The organism is Thauera sp. DNT-1 (assembly GCF_055393985.1).
In genome coordinates, this window is record NZ_AP043752.1 from 845,243 (window position 1) to 858,236 (window position 12,994).

The 12,994-nt window shown below is 72.9% G+C and carries 13 protein-coding genes; 7 read left to right on the forward strand and 6 right to left on the reverse strand.

What is annotated here, in order from left to right; genetic code table 11:
• Window positions 1–25 precede the first annotated feature (25 nt).
• Together ACZ5PP_RS04010 and ACZ5PP_RS04015 are read right to left on the reverse strand one after the other, a co-directional pair.
• Window positions 26–643 carry a YceI family protein gene (locus ACZ5PP_RS04010; protein ID WP_464826772.1) on the reverse strand — a complete coding sequence of 206 codons (618 nt, stop codon included), beginning with the start codon at window positions 641–643 and terminating at the stop codon, window positions 26–28.
• A 42-nt stretch (window positions 644–685) separates the two neighbouring features.
• Window positions 686–1,426, reverse strand: coding sequence for a CDP-alcohol phosphatidyltransferase family protein (locus ACZ5PP_RS04015; RefSeq protein ID WP_464826773.1), 741 nt, complete (start codon window positions 1,424–1,426; stop codon window positions 686–688).
• Window positions 1,427–1,563: 137 nt separating this feature from the next.
• Here ACZ5PP_RS04015 and ACZ5PP_RS04020 point away from each other — a divergent pair, with 137 nt between their 5' ends.
• The 5 genes from ACZ5PP_RS04020 to ACZ5PP_RS04040 are packed head-to-tail and all read left to right on the forward strand — an operon-like array spanning window position 1,564 to window position 6,024.
• Window positions 1,564–2,562, forward strand: a complete 999-nt coding sequence (locus ACZ5PP_RS04020) for a zinc-dependent alcohol dehydrogenase (protein ID WP_464826774.1) — start codon at window positions 1,564–1,566, stop codon at window positions 2,560–2,562.
• Window positions 2,563–2,592: 30 nt separating this feature from the next.
• A complete protein-coding gene (locus ACZ5PP_RS04025; protein ID WP_004323165.1) occupies window positions 2,593–2,991 on the forward strand; it encodes a 6-pyruvoyl trahydropterin synthase family protein in 399 nt (132 codons plus the stop codon).
• Complete coding sequence (locus ACZ5PP_RS04030; protein ID WP_287471362.1) at window positions 2,988–4,061, forward strand: glycosyltransferase family 4 protein; 1,074 nt, start codon at window positions 2,988–2,990, stop codon at window positions 4,059–4,061. The genes ACZ5PP_RS04025 and ACZ5PP_RS04030 overlap by 4 nt, the downstream gene beginning before the upstream one ends.
• A gap of 29 nt (window positions 4,062–4,090) precedes the next feature.
• A complete protein-coding gene (locus ACZ5PP_RS04035; RefSeq protein WP_464826775.1) occupies window positions 4,091–5,047 on the forward strand; it encodes a class I SAM-dependent methyltransferase in 957 nt (318 codons plus the stop codon).
• The gene (locus ACZ5PP_RS04040) at window positions 5,044–6,024 is read left to right on the forward strand and encodes a lysylphosphatidylglycerol synthase transmembrane domain-containing protein (protein WP_464826776.1); all 981 of its coding nucleotides are present in this window, start codon (window positions 5,044–5,046) and stop codon (window positions 6,022–6,024) included. Before ACZ5PP_RS04035 ends, ACZ5PP_RS04040 begins: the two co-directional genes overlap by 4 nt.
• On the opposite strand, the gene ACZ5PP_RS04045 is transcribed toward ACZ5PP_RS04040, so the two are convergent.
• Together ACZ5PP_RS04045 and ACZ5PP_RS04050 are read right to left on the reverse strand one after the other, a co-directional pair.
• Window positions 5,999–6,934, reverse strand: coding sequence for a helix-turn-helix transcriptional regulator (locus ACZ5PP_RS04045; RefSeq protein ID WP_464826777.1), 936 nt, complete (start codon window positions 6,932–6,934; stop codon window positions 5,999–6,001). The genes ACZ5PP_RS04040 and ACZ5PP_RS04045 overlap by 26 nt on opposite strands.
• Before the next feature lie 197 nt (window positions 6,935–7,131).
• Entirely contained in the window at window positions 7,132–7,998 is an 867-nt protein-coding gene (locus ACZ5PP_RS04050) for a RibD family protein (RefSeq protein ID WP_083854725.1), read from the reverse strand.
• Window positions 7,999–8,095: 97 nt separating this feature from the next.
• Here ACZ5PP_RS04050 and ribA point away from each other — a divergent pair, with 97 nt between their 5' ends.
• Window positions 8,096–9,253 carry a GTP cyclohydrolase II RibA gene (gene ribA / locus ACZ5PP_RS04055; RefSeq protein WP_464826778.1) on the forward strand — a complete coding sequence of 386 codons (1,158 nt, stop codon included), beginning with the start codon at window positions 8,096–8,098 and terminating at the stop codon, window positions 9,251–9,253.
• A 32-nt stretch (window positions 9,254–9,285) separates the two neighbouring features.
• On the opposite strand, the gene ACZ5PP_RS04060 is transcribed toward ribA, so the two are convergent.
• On the reverse strand, window positions 9,286–10,113 hold the full coding sequence (locus ACZ5PP_RS04060) for a creatininase family protein (protein ID WP_464826779.1): 828 nt from the start codon (window positions 10,111–10,113) through the stop codon (window positions 9,286–9,288).
• A gap of 116 nt (window positions 10,114–10,229) precedes the next feature.
• On the opposite strand from ACZ5PP_RS04060, the gene ACZ5PP_RS04065 reads away from it, so the two are divergent.
• Window positions 10,230–11,954: a hypothetical protein gene (locus tag ACZ5PP_RS04065; RefSeq protein ID WP_464826781.1), complete on the forward strand. Its 1,725-nt coding sequence runs from the start codon at window positions 10,230–10,232 to the stop codon at window positions 11,952–11,954.
• Window positions 11,955–12,640: 686 nt separating this feature from the next.
• Here the strand turns inward: ACZ5PP_RS04065 and ACZ5PP_RS04070 are convergent.
• Window positions 12,641–12,925, reverse strand: coding sequence for a hypothetical protein (locus ACZ5PP_RS04070; RefSeq protein ID WP_004321819.1), 285 nt, complete (start codon window positions 12,923–12,925; stop codon window positions 12,641–12,643).
• Window positions 12,926–12,994: the final 69 nt, after the last annotated feature.

Genomic DNA, 12,994 nt, shown 5'->3' on the forward strand with positions numbered 1-12,994 from the left:
GGCCTGCGCCACCTCGATCGTCGCCTCAATCGTCGCGCATCGCCTCCAGCTCGAAGCGCAGCGCCACCGCATCGCCCACCATGCCGCGGCTGACGCCGTAGTCCATGCCCCAGCGGCTGCGCTCGATGGTCGTGCGCGCCGAGATGCCGAGCGTGTGCTTGCGGTGGCCGAAGGGATAGCTTGCGGCCTTGTTGAGCGTGACGTCGAGCACGACCGGGTGGGTCTGCCCGAGCAGGGTCAGACGGCCGGCGAGCTTGCCGTGCAGGCGCCCGTCGCGCTCGGCGCCGGCCTCGAAGCCGCTGGCCTCGAAGACGATCTCGGGATGCTTCCTGGCGTCGAGGAAGTCGCTGTCGCGCACGTGGCGGTCGCGCGCCTCGTGGTTGCTGAACACGCTGTCGGCGGCCACCACCACCCTCCCCGACTTCAGCGTGCGCGCGGCCTCGTCGTATTCGAAGCGCCCGCTCGCCTTCAGGAACAGGCCGATGATGTCGGCGTAGCCGAGGTGCTCGACCTGGAAACCGATGGCGAAATGCTCCGGGTCGATCGTGTAGCTGCGCGGCTCCGCCCAGGCCGGTGCGGCACCGAGGACGCCCGCCAGCACGGCCGCGGCGAGCATGCGGGGAAAACGTTTGCGCGATTCCATCTTCCTTTCTCCTCCAGGGACTTGCGAATGTGGCTTCCGCGGTCAGGATTGCGGACGCGTGTGGTACAGCCAGCGCACATCGACCGCGAAGGACCACGCCAGCAGCGCCAGCGCCAGCACCAGCAGCGCCGTCGCCAGCGCGCCGCCGATCGCCGGCAGCAGGCATAGCAGCAGGCAGGCGACCTGCCAGACGCAGACCAGCTTGCGCCGGCGGCTCTCCCGCAGCGGCCGCTCCAGCCAAGGCCAGGGCCGCATCGCGGCGACGAAGACGTAGCGCATCGCACCGATCACCAGCACCCAGGGTCCCGCCTTGTCCATCGCCAGCAGATGCACGCACAGGACCAGGATCAGGAAGGCGTCGAGCTCCATGTCGAAGCGCGCGCCGAAGTCGCTCTCGCAGCGCCAGCGCCGCGCCACCCAGCCGTCCACGCCATCGAGCAGCAGCGCGAGCGCGGCGAACGCGGCCACCTGCACGGGATGTGCATCCACCCATGCGGGCGCGGCAAGCATCCCGGCGAGGAGGGCGACCAGCAGGGCGCGCACCAGCGTCACCCGGTTCGCCGGACCCAAGCCGCGGCGCGGGTCGGACCAGAAGTGCCGGATCAAGGCAGCGATGGCGAGCAACACCGCGCCCGCCGCCCAAGCAGCCGCGAGCGGCAGCGCGAGCGTGCTCGACGCCAGCGCGACGAGCGCGACGAGGCCGCCGAAGCCCCCGGCCAGATCGCGCCAAAGGCGGGGAAGTCCGCCGCGCCGAACACAACATCCGCCCTGCTCCATCGCCATGCTGCCCTTGCGCCCCTTTCCCACGTCGTTCAGGCCCCATTCGCGCCTGGCGGCGCGCCTACAGTGGCTGCAGCGCCCTGCTACCATGCCTGCTTCGATCATCCGCCGCGCGAAAGGGTTCGCACAAGGAGCTCGGCATGTCCAGCACCAACCTCGCCTTCTGGACCGTCCGCCCGGGCTACGGGGAATTGCGTCCGGCACCGCTGCGCCCGCCCGCAGACGGCGAGCTGCGGGTGCGCAACCTCTTCGGCGCAGTCAGCCGCGGCAGCGAGAGCCTGGTGTTCCGCGGCGAGGTGCCAGAAAGCGAATACGAACGCATGCGCGCCCCCTTCCAGGAGGGCGACTTCCCCGGGCCGCTCAAGTACGGCTACATCGGCGTCGGCGTGGTGGAGGACGGCGTCGGCACCGCGGCCGCCGCCTTGCGCGGCCGCACGGTGTTCTGCCTGCACCCGCATCAGCAGCGCTACGTGGTACCCGCCGGCGCCGTCGTCCCCCTCCCCGCCGGCGTGCCGGCCGCGCGCGCGGTGCTGGCCGCCAACCTCGAGACCGCGATCAATGCCTGCTGGGACGGCGCCCCCGCGCTGGGCGACCGCATCGCGGTGGTCGGCGCCGGCGTGGTCGGCAGCCTGGTGGCGTGGCTGTGCGCGCGCCTCCCCGGCGTCGAGCTCGAGCTGATCGACACCGACCCCGGCCGCGCCCGCCTCGCCGCCGCGCTCGGCCTGGTTCACCGCCTGCCGGACCAGGCGCATGGCGACTGCGACCTCGTCTTCCACGCCAGCGGCAACCCCGCCGGCCTGGTGCGCGCGCTCGAACTCGCCGGACAGGACGCCACCGTCGTGGAGATGAGCTGGTACGGCCGCCGCAGCGCGGAGTTGCCGCTCGGCGCCGCCTTCCACGCCCGCCGCCTGCGCCTGCAGTCCAGCCAGGTCGGCCGCCTGCCGCCGCCACGCAGCCCGCGCTGGGATTACCGTCGCCGCATGGAACTCGCGCTCGCGCTGCTCGTCGATCCACGTCTGGACGCGCTGATCAGCGGCGAGACCGACTTCACCGACCTGCCCGCGCTGATGCAGCGCCTCGCCGAAGCCCCCGCCGGGGCGCTGTGCGAGCGCATCCGCTATGCCAGTCCGAGCACCTGAGATCCACCCGAGCATCGATCCGGAGCCCCCATGTACAGCCTCACCGTCCGCGAACACATCATGATCGCCCACAGCTTCCGCGGCGAGATCTTCGGCCCGGCGCAACGGGTGCATGGCGCGACCTACCTGGTCGACGCCTGCTTCCAGCGCAGCGAGCTCGACGCCGACGGCCTGGTGGTCGACATCGGCCTCGCCGCCGCAACGCTGAAGGCGGTGCTCGCCGAGTTCAATTTCCGCAACCTCGACGAGCTCGAGGAATTCCGCGGCCGCAACACCACCACCGAGTTCATGGCCAGGGTGATCTTCGACCGCCTCGCCGCCACGATCCGCGCCGGCCGGCTGGGCCCCGGGGCGCAGGGGCTGGAGCGGCTGAAGGTGAGCCTGCACGAGTCGCACGTCGCATGGGCGAGCTACGAGGGCGCGCTGTGAGCGCTCACAGGGGGAGCACAGACCTCGATTTCATCGTCCCCGGCGACCCCGCCCAGCGCACCGGCGGCTATCTCTACGATGCCCGCATCGTCGAGGCGCTGCGCCACCTCGGCTGGACCGTCACCGTCCATGGCCTGCCCGGCCGCTTCCCCGACGCCGACCCCACGGCGCGCGACGCCCTGCACGACACCCTCGCCACCCTGCCCGCCGGTCGGCGCGTGGTCATCGACGGGCTCGCGCTCGGCGGCCTGCCCGAGGTCGCGATCGAGCACGCCGGACGGCTGGCACTGGTCGCGCTGGTGCACCACCCCCTGGCCGACGAGCGCGGCCTCGATCCCGTGCTGCGGCGCTGCCTGCTGGCGAGCGAACGGGCCGCGCTCGCCGCCGTGCGCCTCGCGATCACCACCAGCGCCTTCACCGCGCGCCGGCTGCTCGACTTCGGGCTGCGCGCCGAGCGCATCCGCTGGGTCGAGCCGGGCGTGGCGCCGCTCGCGCTGGCCGCCGCGGAGGGCGAGCCGCCGCAGCTGCTGTGCGTGGCCAGCCTGACCCCGCGCAAGGGCCAGGACGTGCTCGTGCGCGCGCTCGAGCGCGTACGAGCGCTGCCCTGGCGCTGCACCCTGATCGGCAGCACGCATCGCGACCCCGGCTACGCCGGCGAGGTGGCCGAACTCGTCCGCAGCCTCGGCCTGCAGGACCGCATCCGGCTCTCCGGCGAATGCGCGGACGCGGCCCTGCGCGACGCCTACGCCGCCGCCGACCTCTTCGTGCTGCCCTCCCACTACGAGGGCTACGGCATGGTGGTCGCCGAGGCGATCGCCGCCGGGCTGCCGGTGCTCGCCACCACCGGCGGCGCGCTCGCGGGCACGCTGCCTCCCGGCGCCGGGCTGGCCGTGCCGCCCGGCGACGTCGATGCGCTCGCCGGCGCGCTTGGCGAGTTGATCGGCGACCGCGCCCGGCGCCTGCGCCTGCGCGACGGCGCCCGCCGCGCACGCGCTGGACTGCGCGGCTGGCCGCAAGCGGGCGAGGCCTTCGCCGCCGCCCTTGCCGAACTCGCGCCGGCGTCCGCGTGATCCCGTCCGCGCGCCCACCCGGAGCCGCCATGCCGACCCACCCCGACGCCGTCGATGCCCCCCGCCATCCCGACGCCTGCTTCGATGCCGACTGGCTCGCGCTGCGCGCCGCCGCCGACCGCGCCGCGCGCGCGCCCCGACTCGAAGCGCTCGCCGCCGCTTGGCTGCAGGGGCGACGGCGACGGCACCCGCAGGCCCCGCTGCGCCTGATGGACCTCGGCTGCGGCAGCGGCGCCAACGCGCGCCACCTCGCACCCCGCCTGCCCGGCCCGCAGCAATGGACGCTGGTCGACCACGACGCCGGTCTTCTGGAACGCGCCCGCACCCTCGGCGCGGACCTGCGCGATGCGCAGGGCGCGAAGCCGCAGGTCGACACCCGCTGCCGGGATCTCGGCACGCTCGCCGCACCTGCGCTCGCGGACACAGACCTCGTGTGCGCCTCCGCCGTGCTCGACCTCATGCCAGCGAGCTGGCTGGTCCGCCTCGCCGATGTCTGCACGAGCACCGGCTGCGCGCTGCTGATCACGCTGAGCGTGGACGGGACCTGGCGCTTCCTGACCCACGGCTCCGCAGAGCCACCCGTCCCCGACGATGCCTTCGTCCGCGACGCCTTCAACGCCCACCAACGCCGCGACAAGGGCCTCGGTGCCGCCCTCGGGCCGGACGCCGCACCCGCGCTCGCCGAGCTGCTCGCGGCGCGTGGCTTCGACGTCGAGACCGCCGCCAGCCCGTGGCGGCTGGACCTCGCCGCCCCGCCCCAGGCTGCGCTCGCATGCGCGCTCATCGACGGCTGGCGCGACGCCGCCACCGCGCAGTGCCCGCACGCCGCCGCGCGCATCGCCGCCTGGCACGCACGCCGCAGTGCGCAGTGCGCCGCACGGGGCAAGGAGGTGCTTGAAGTCGGGCACCTCGACCTCTTCGCCAGCCCGCCGGTCGCCACCCCGGCAGCGCTCCGGCCCGACGGCCCCGCCGCCCGCGCGCGATGAGCGGCGAAGCCCGGCGCACTCGACGCCCGCTGCCCGTCCTGCGTGCGCTTGCGAGCCTCGGGCTGCTCGCCGGCGTGCTGTGGTGGATCGAACCGCGCGCCCTCATCGCCGCCTTCGGCGCGCCCGCGCCCGCCTGGCTGGCGCTCGCGCTCGCGATCGGCGTGCTGCAGACGGCCTTGTCGGCGTGGCGCTGGCAGCTCACCGCCGGCCGCCTCGGCGCCCCGCTCGGCTTCGCCCATGCCCTGCGCGAGTACTACCTCGCGAGCTTTCTCAACCAGATCCTGCCGGGCGGGGTGATGGGCGACGCCGCGCGCGCCTGGCGCCACGCCAGTCTGCCGGGTACAGCCCGCGACGCAGCCTGGCAGGCAGTGGTGATCGAGCGCGGCGCGGGCCAGCTCGCGCTGCTGCTGGTGGTGGTCGCGAGCGTGCTCGCCGCCCCCGCGCTGCAGGTTGTGCCGGGACGCCTGGGCGACGCCGTCGACCTCCGGGGACTGCCGTGGATGGGCGTGCTCGCCGTGCTCGCCCTCGTCGCGACGGCACTCGCAGGCCGCACCCGGACGGCCCTGCGCAGCCTGGCGAGCGCCACCCGGCGGGCGCTGCTCGGGCGCGCGGTGCTGCTGCGCCAGCTGCTCGCCTCGCTGCTGATCGTGGCCAGCTACGTCGCGGTGTGGCTGTGCTGCATGCGCATGAGCGGGCTCGCCACGCCGCCAGCCCAGGCGGCGGCGCTGGTGCCCTGGGTGCTGCTGGCGATGGCGATCCCGCTCTCGGTGGCGGGCTGGGGCATCCGCGAAGGCGCGGCCGCGCTGGTGTGGCAGGCGGCCGGGCTGGACGCCGCCGAAGGCGTGGCGGCCTCGGTGAGCTACGGCGTGGTCGTGCTGCTGTCGACGCTGCCGGGCGCGCTGGCGCTGCGGCGCCACGAGCCCGGCGCGCGCTCCACCGCCGAGGCGACGCCTACTTGCCGGGCGGACGGGCCTTGAGGCTCTCCGAGGGCAGGATGCCGAAGCTCGACTTGTAGAGCTCGGCGAAGCGCCCGAGGTGGGTAAAGCCGTAGTCGAGCGCCACCGCGGTGACGCTCGCCACGCGCACGGCCGGGTCCATCAGGGTGGCGTACACATGCTCGAGCTTCTTGCGGCGGATGTAGGTTCGCGGGGACATCCGCGCCTGGTCCTTGAACACCTGATAGAGCGAGCGCTGGCTCAGCCCGGCGAACTGGGCGAGTTGCTCGACGCTGATGTCCTGCTTGATGCGCGCCTCGATGTGGCGCTCGAGGCGCTCGAACAGGCGCGCCTGGCCACAGGTCTGCGAGGTCGGCTGGTTATGCTGCAGGGTGAACAGCAGCTTGTTGGCCACGGCATGGGCGTAGTGCATGAACAGCTGCGCGCGTAGCGCCCCGCTGGCGCTCTCGCTCGCAACCAGGCGCAGCAGCGTGACCAGGTGGTCGAGCTCGTCGCGCGTGCAGGGGCTGCGGTTGAAGCGCACGCCCTCTCCCGCGTGGAGCCAGCCGCACTCCGAACACGCTTCGCGCAGCACGGACTCGGGGACGAGCACACTCCACAGCTCGCTATCGGCCGAATAGAGCAGCTCGGGCGACGCACCGGTGCCGAGCAGGATCTGTCCGGGCTCCAGCTCGATCGCCGCCTCGCTGCTGCGCAGGAAGGCGTGCCCGCGCACGAGCACGAGGGCCTCGTATTGCTCCGCGGGGTTGGGCGGGGCCTCGTCGGGCACGACATCGGCGACCAGCCGGCACAGGTCCAGGCGCTGCACACTCGCCGGACGCGCGCCGGCTTCCCGCGCCCGCGGCAGATCGTGCACCACAGGTCGGGCGGTTGCGGAGGCCCGCGTCGGGAGCGGGCCTTGATGCGGATTGGACGGCAGGTCGATCGACATCCTCACTCCAGTGAATCGGCGAGCCGGCTGCAGCGGGGTCCGTCGCCCACTCGCCGTGGAGCGCCGGTCGTCCCGCAGCGCAGCCGAACGATTCAGGATCGCACGGAAACGACTACGAAGACCTGCGGGATCATATCAGTCATTCGTCGACGAGAAACTCGTTTGTCGATTTTTTCTGTTATATCGAGATTTTATCTCTACTGCGCCGCCCGCCCCGCCCCATCGAAGTCGAGGTCGAACAAGCTGTCGCTCCCGCAGCGGAACGGCCTGCACACCGGACGCAGGGCCTCGTCGAGCGTGTCGATCGGCGGCAGAACCAGCCCGGCACGCCCCGAGCCGATCAGCAGCGGTGCGACCAGCAGATGGAGCCGCTCGATCGCCCCCGCCTGCACGAAACGCGACACGGTGTGCCCACCCCCCTCCACCAGCACCCGCCTGCAGCCCGCCCGTGCCAGCCAATCGAGCACCGCGCCCGGCTCGAAACCCGACCCGGCACCTGGCAGGCCCGCGCGCGCGACCCGCCCCGGCAGCACGGCGGCGGTGCCCGGCGCGAGATCCTCGCCAACCAGGTGCACGGTGGGCGCGGCGCCGTCTTGGAACAGCCTCGCGTCCGCCCGCGCGCGACCGCGCGGGTCGAGCACCACGCGCACGGGGTTGCGCCCGGCGACGTGGCGCACCGTGAGCTGAGGATCGTCGGCATTCACCGTGCCGACCCCCACCACCACCGCATCCACCAGCGCCCGCAGCCGGTGCAGGTGGGTACGTGCCTCGAGGCAGTTGATATAGTGCGAGGCCCCGCTCGCGGTGGCGATGCGGCCATCCAGGCTCTGCCCCAGCTGGGCGATCGCGAGACGGCCGGGCCTGGCCACCCAGGGCAGGAAGAGATCGAGCAGTTCCGCGGTGTCCGCGCGCAAGGCCCGCGCGCAGCGCCAGGCGCCGCGCGGAGCGATCTCGATCGCCACGCCCTCGACCGTGAAACTTATCGTCCCGGCGCCGGCCCAATCAGCGTCGCGGGCTTGCAGGATGCAGGCCCAGCCCCAATCTGGTACAAGTTCGTCCGCCATCCATCCTTCCCTGAAAAATCGTCTTCACTCGCGTCTGCCGGCCTGGAAAGCGCCTGGTGCAGGGTCGAGCCCCGACACCCCAAACGGAGAAAAACAAATGCGCCAAGCCGAGCGTGCCCTTTTCGACCTGCGACGCGGACTTTCGATCCTCGTGCGCGACCACGCGCGCGCCTTCGTCGTGTGCGCGGTCGAAGGCCTGGACGATGCCGCGGCGGGCGAAATGCAGATGCTGGCCGGCTCGCCCGCACGCCTGGTGCTGAGCGACCACCGCCTCGCCGCGATCGGCCGCGCCGGGGCCGCACAGGCGGTTTCCGTCGGCCTGTCGCCGCTTCCCGACGCCGCCGGTCTGCATGCGCTCGCCTGGCAGCGCGGCGCCAGCCTGCCCGCAGACGCCGAACTTCGCGACGGCGGCCCGGTCGAGCGCGCCGCCCTGCGCCTGCTCGGGCGCGCCCAGCGGGTGCCGGCGGCGCTGGTGTGCGAAGTCGCGCCCGATCGCGCCGCTGCGGTCGCGGCCACGGTGGCGAGCGGCGATCTGCTCGAGGTCGATGCCGCCGAGGCCATGCGCCTGTGCGAGAGCGGCCCCGGCCGGCTCGCCCGCATCAGCGAGGCGCGCGTGCCGCTGGCCGAGGCCGAGAACAGCCGCTTCGTGCTCTTCCGTGAAGCCGACGGCGTGCACGAGCACGTCGCCATCGTCATCGGAGAGCGCGCGAACTGGCCCGAGGACGTCCCGGTGCGCCTGCACTCGTCCTGCCTCACCGGTGACCTCTTCGGCAGCCTGCGTTGCGACTGCGGCGAGCAGCTGCGCCGCGGCGTGGCAGCGATCGACGCGCTCGGCGGCGGCGTGCTGCTCTACCTCTCGCAGGAGGGTCGCGGCATCGGCCTGGCCAACAAGCTGCGCGCCTACGGCCTGCAGGACGAGGGACTGGACACGATCGACGCCGACCAGGTGATCGGCTTCTCCAAGGACGAGCGCGACTTCCGCATCGCCCACGAGATGCTCGACGAGCTCGGCATCGACCGCATCCTGCTGCTCACCAACAACCCGAGCAAGGTCGCCGCGCTGCAGAAAGCCGGCATCCACGTCGTCGGCCGGCGCGCGATCTACGGCGAGGTCACCGCGCAGAACCAGCGCTACCTCAGGACCAAGGCCAGCCGTCACGGCCACTGGCTCAACGATCTGCTGAACGAGCAGGGCGAGCCGGGCGACGACGAGCCCGCATGCCTGCCCGCCGCGGACGCCGCGCACCGCGCCTGAGGCGCGGCCTCCAGGCCGGCCATGCGGCCTGCTCAGCGCTGCTCCGGCGCCGGTGCGCGCGTCACCAGCGCCTCGAGATCGAAGTCGTGTGCCTCTTCGACGATGCGCGCGAGACGGCTCGCGAAGTGTTCCACCAGGCGCGCCCCGAGCGCGGCGTCCGCCAGGCGAGGATCGCCGCAGGCCCCCGAAGGATGGAGGTCCTGCGCCATCCAGGCGAAGCCGGCCTCGCCCTCTGGGCCGAGCAGTCGCCCCGCCGCCGCCATGCGCGCCCCCAGCGACTCGAATCGATCGACCGCATCGCGCCTCACCTTGTGCGGCGCCAGATGCATCATCAGCGCGGTCTCGAGCGCGCCACCATGCAGGCCGTGGCGCAGTTCGTCCGCCGGCAGAGCGGCGGGTGGCGGCGGGAAGCGGAAGGAATGCGCGCGCACCACCAGCATGCCCTGCGCAGCGCGCAGCTCGAGCGCGGCCAGGTCCACCAGCGCCTTGTTGCCGCCATGGGTGTTGAACAGCACAAGGCGGCGCAAGCCGGCACGCGCGACGCAGGCACCGATCTCCACCACGCTCGCCAGCGCGGTCTTCGCGTCGAGCGCGAGCGTACCGGCAAAGCCCGTGTGTTCCAGGCTGCACCCCACCGCGACCGGCGGCAGCACGCACAGCGGCAGGCCCGCGCGCAGCTTCGGCACGGCCGCCTCGAGCAGGCCGAGGGCGATGTCGAGGTCGGTCGACAGCGGCAGGTGCTCTCCGTGCTGCTCGATCGCGGCGAGCGGCAGCAACGCGACCGCATCGGCGCGGGCGAGCCCGGCAATGCGGCTCGGGGTCAGGTCCTGCCACCAGGGCAGCGCGGGCTTGGCGTTCATTTCGGTCGGTCTCCCGGGGGGCATCGGCTGACCCGGATCATAGCCGCACTCGGCCACGGCCCGACGTCGCCGTGTCCCGCGCGCCCGCGCTTTGCCGCACGCGGCGGAGGGGTCGCATGAGCGCACGGACGCGTGATCTTGTGCTCGGCACGCTCCTGCCGCTGCTCGCGCTCGACGCCTTGCTGGTGTTCGACAACGCCTGGCCGACGCTGTGGCCGCGGCCGACGCCGGCCGTCTCGATCGAGCTCGCCTTCGCCGTCGCCGCACTGGTGCTCTTCGCCGCCTGGCGGAAACACGCAGCGCACGACCTCGTGCGCGTGCTCGCGGGGCTGGCCACGCTGTGGATCGTGCTGCGCTACGTGCAGGTGACCGTCCCCGCGCTGTTCGGCCGCCCGCTCAACCTCTACTGGGACCTGCCCCACCTCGGTGCCGTGCTCGACATGGGCGGCGACGGTCCGGGCGCGAAGGTCCTGCTCGCGCTCGCGCTCGGTATCCTCGTCGTGCTGGTACTGCATCGCGTGGTGTCGGCCTGCGTGCGTGCCCTCGCACGCAGCGCGGCGGCACCGGGCGCGCGTGCGCTGCTCGGCGGTGTCGCGGGCGCGGTGATCCTGCTGTGGGCGCTGGCGCCGTGGCCCGGCCAGCTCGCCGCGTCGGCCTTCGCGCGGCCGGTCGCCGCGCTGGTCTTCGATCAGATCCGCTTCCTGCGCTCGGCGCTCGCCGCCGACGGCGGCGAGCGGCTCGGCCCCGGCCCCGACTTCCGCGGCGATCTCGCGGCGCTGCGGGGCGCAGACGTGCTGATCGTGTTCGCCGAGGCCTACGGCGCGGTCAGCTTCGATCGACCGCCGATCACCGCGGCGCTCGCCGACGCACGCACCGAGCTGGGTGCCGCGATCGCGGCCAGCGGCCGCCAGGCCGTCTCCGCCCGCTTAGTATCGCCGACCTTCGGCGGCGCCTCCTGGCTGGCGCACGCCGCCGTGCTCGCGGGGGTCGATACCCGCGACCCGGCCGACCACGCGCTCTTGCTGACCACCGATCGCCCCACCCTGGTCCGCCACTTCGCCACCCACGGCTACCGTACCGTGGGCTGGATGCCAGGGCTGCAGCGCCCCTGGCCGGAGGGCCGCTTCTACGGCTTCGACCGCATCGCCGATGCCGACAGCGCGGGCTACGCCGGCCTGCCCTTCGGCTTCTGGCGCATCCCCGACCAGGCCTCGATGGCGCGCATCCACGTGGACGAGCTGGGCGGCAGCTTCGGCGAGGCCGTCGGTACGCAGCAGGCCCGCTCCAGCCCGGGCTCCTCCCCGGCTTCTGCGGGCGACACCTCCGCCAGCGCGCCCACTTCCCGTCCGGGCGCACGCGCGGAGACCGCTGCCGCGCGTCGCGCGCCACGGCTGGTCGTTTTCGCCACCGTCTCCACGCACGCCCCCTTCGCAGCGATCCCACCCTTGCGCGAGGACTGGTCGCGGCTGCTGCGCGCAGACGCCTTCAGTCAGGAGGAGGTCGAAGCCGCGGCGGCCGTGCGGGTGTCCTGGACCGAGCCGCTCCCCGCTTATCTGGCCTCGATGCGTTACCAGCTCGGCTGGCTCGCCGACTACCTCGCCCATCACGCCGCGCGGGAGCTGGTCCTGATCGTGATCGGCGACCACCAGCCGATCGGCACGGTGAGCGGGCCGGACCAGCCGCACGACGTGCCGGTGCATGTGATCGCCTCCGACCCCGCGCTGCTCACCCGCTTCGCGGCCGCCGGCTTCGTCGCCGGCCTGACGCCGCCACCGCAACCCCTCGGCCCGATGCATGAGCTTGCCCAGGTGCTGGTGGATGCCTTCTCGGGCCCGCGGTGAGTTCGCAGCCCGCATGACCGCCCCTCCAGACCGCGCAATCGCGACTTGCGTCGCTCCTACGAAAACCGGCACGCGCGCTTTGTTGCCGGCGCCGGGGCAGGGCTGTGGGAGCGACGCAAGTCGCGATTGGCGGTGGGGTGCTGACGGGGCGTCGGTGCAGGCTCGGGCGCCGTGATCGCGACTTGCGTCGCTCCTACGAAAACCGGCACGCGCGCTTTGTTGCCGGCGCCGGGGCAGGGCTGTGGGAGCAACGCAAGTCGCGATTGGCGGTGGGGTGCTGACGGGGCGTCGGTGCAGGCTCGGGGGCCGTGATCGCGACTTGCGTCGCTCCTACGAAAACCGGCACGCGCGCTTTGTTGCCGGCGCCTGGGCAAGGCTGTGGGAGCGACGCAAGTCGCGATTGGCGGTGGGGTGCTGACGGGGCGTCGGTGCAGGCTCGGGGGCCGTGATCGCGACTTGCGTCGCTCCTACGAAAACCGGCACGCGCGCTTTGTTGCCGGCGCCCGGACAGGGCTGTAGGAGCGACGCAAGTCGCGATTGGCGGCGGGGTGCTGCCGGGGCGTCGGTGCAGGCTCGGGGGCCGTGATCGCGACTTGCGTCGCTCCTACGAAAACCGGCACGCGCGCTTCGTTGCCGGCGCCCGGGCAGGGCTGTGGGAGCGACGCAAGTCGCGATTGGCGGAGCGACTACTCCGCCCTTTCCGGCGGCACGATGCGGTACAGCAGGGTGTCGCACTTGGCGCACGACACGATGCGGCGCTCGTCCTTGCCGTGGCTGAGGCCCTCGTCCTTGAATTCGGTCGATTCGCAGGCCGAGCAGCGCGGTTCGGTCTGGTTGTTGGCGTACAAGTAGGCGTTGAGCTCGGGGAGCGCGCGCTTGCGCTGCTCGATGCGGTGGAACTTCCTCAGGATGAGCCACATCGTGAAGAAGACCGCCATGATGAAAAGGATCGGCAGGGGAAAATCGGACATCGGTGCGGGGTTCCCGGACAGGTGAATCGGAGAAGCGATGCAGGCCTTGCGGCGAGTCGGGCCTGAAGA

Bases quoted from the DNA above. Each gene is read 5' to 3' on its own strand.
- ACZ5PP_RS04025 (WP_004323165.1), top strand. From the start codon at position 2,593: ATGTACAGCCTCACCGTCCGCGAACACATCATGATCGCCCACAGCTTC.
- ACZ5PP_RS04070 (WP_004321819.1), bottom strand. From the start codon at position 12,925: ATGTCCGATTTTCCCCTGCCGATCCTTTTCATCATGGCGGTCTTCTTC.
- ACZ5PP_RS04045 (WP_464826777.1), bottom strand. From the start codon at position 6,934: ATGTCGATCGACCTGCCGTCCAATCCGCATCAAGGCCCGCTCCCGACG.
- ACZ5PP_RS04060 (WP_464826779.1), bottom strand. From the start codon at position 10,113: ATGAACGCCAAGCCCGCGCTGCCCTGGTGGCAGGACCTGACCCCGAGC.
- ribA (WP_464826778.1), top strand. From the start codon at position 8,096: ATGCGCCAAGCCGAGCGTGCCCTTTTCGACCTGCGACGCGGACTTTCG.
- ACZ5PP_RS04010 (WP_464826772.1), bottom strand. From the start codon at position 643: ATGGAATCGCGCAAACGTTTTCCCCGCATGCTCGCCGCGGCCGTGCTG.
- ACZ5PP_RS04065 (WP_464826781.1), top strand. From the start codon at position 10,230: ATGAGCGCACGGACGCGTGATCTTGTGCTCGGCACGCTCCTGCCGCTG.
- ACZ5PP_RS04020 (WP_464826774.1), top strand. From the start codon at position 1,564: ATGTCCAGCACCAACCTCGCCTTCTGGACCGTCCGCCCGGGCTACGGG.
- ACZ5PP_RS04050 (WP_083854725.1), bottom strand. From the start codon at position 7,998: ATGGCGGACGAACTTGTACCAGATTGGGGCTGGGCCTGCATCCTGCAA.
- ACZ5PP_RS04040 (WP_464826776.1), top strand. From the start codon at position 5,044: ATGAGCGGCGAAGCCCGGCGCACTCGACGCCCGCTGCCCGTCCTGCGT.
- ACZ5PP_RS04035 (WP_464826775.1), top strand. From the start codon at position 4,091: ATGCCGACCCACCCCGACGCCGTCGATGCCCCCCGCCATCCCGACGCC.
- ACZ5PP_RS04015 (WP_464826773.1), bottom strand. From the start codon at position 1,426: ATGGCGATGGAGCAGGGCGGATGTTGTGTTCGGCGCGGCGGACTTCCC.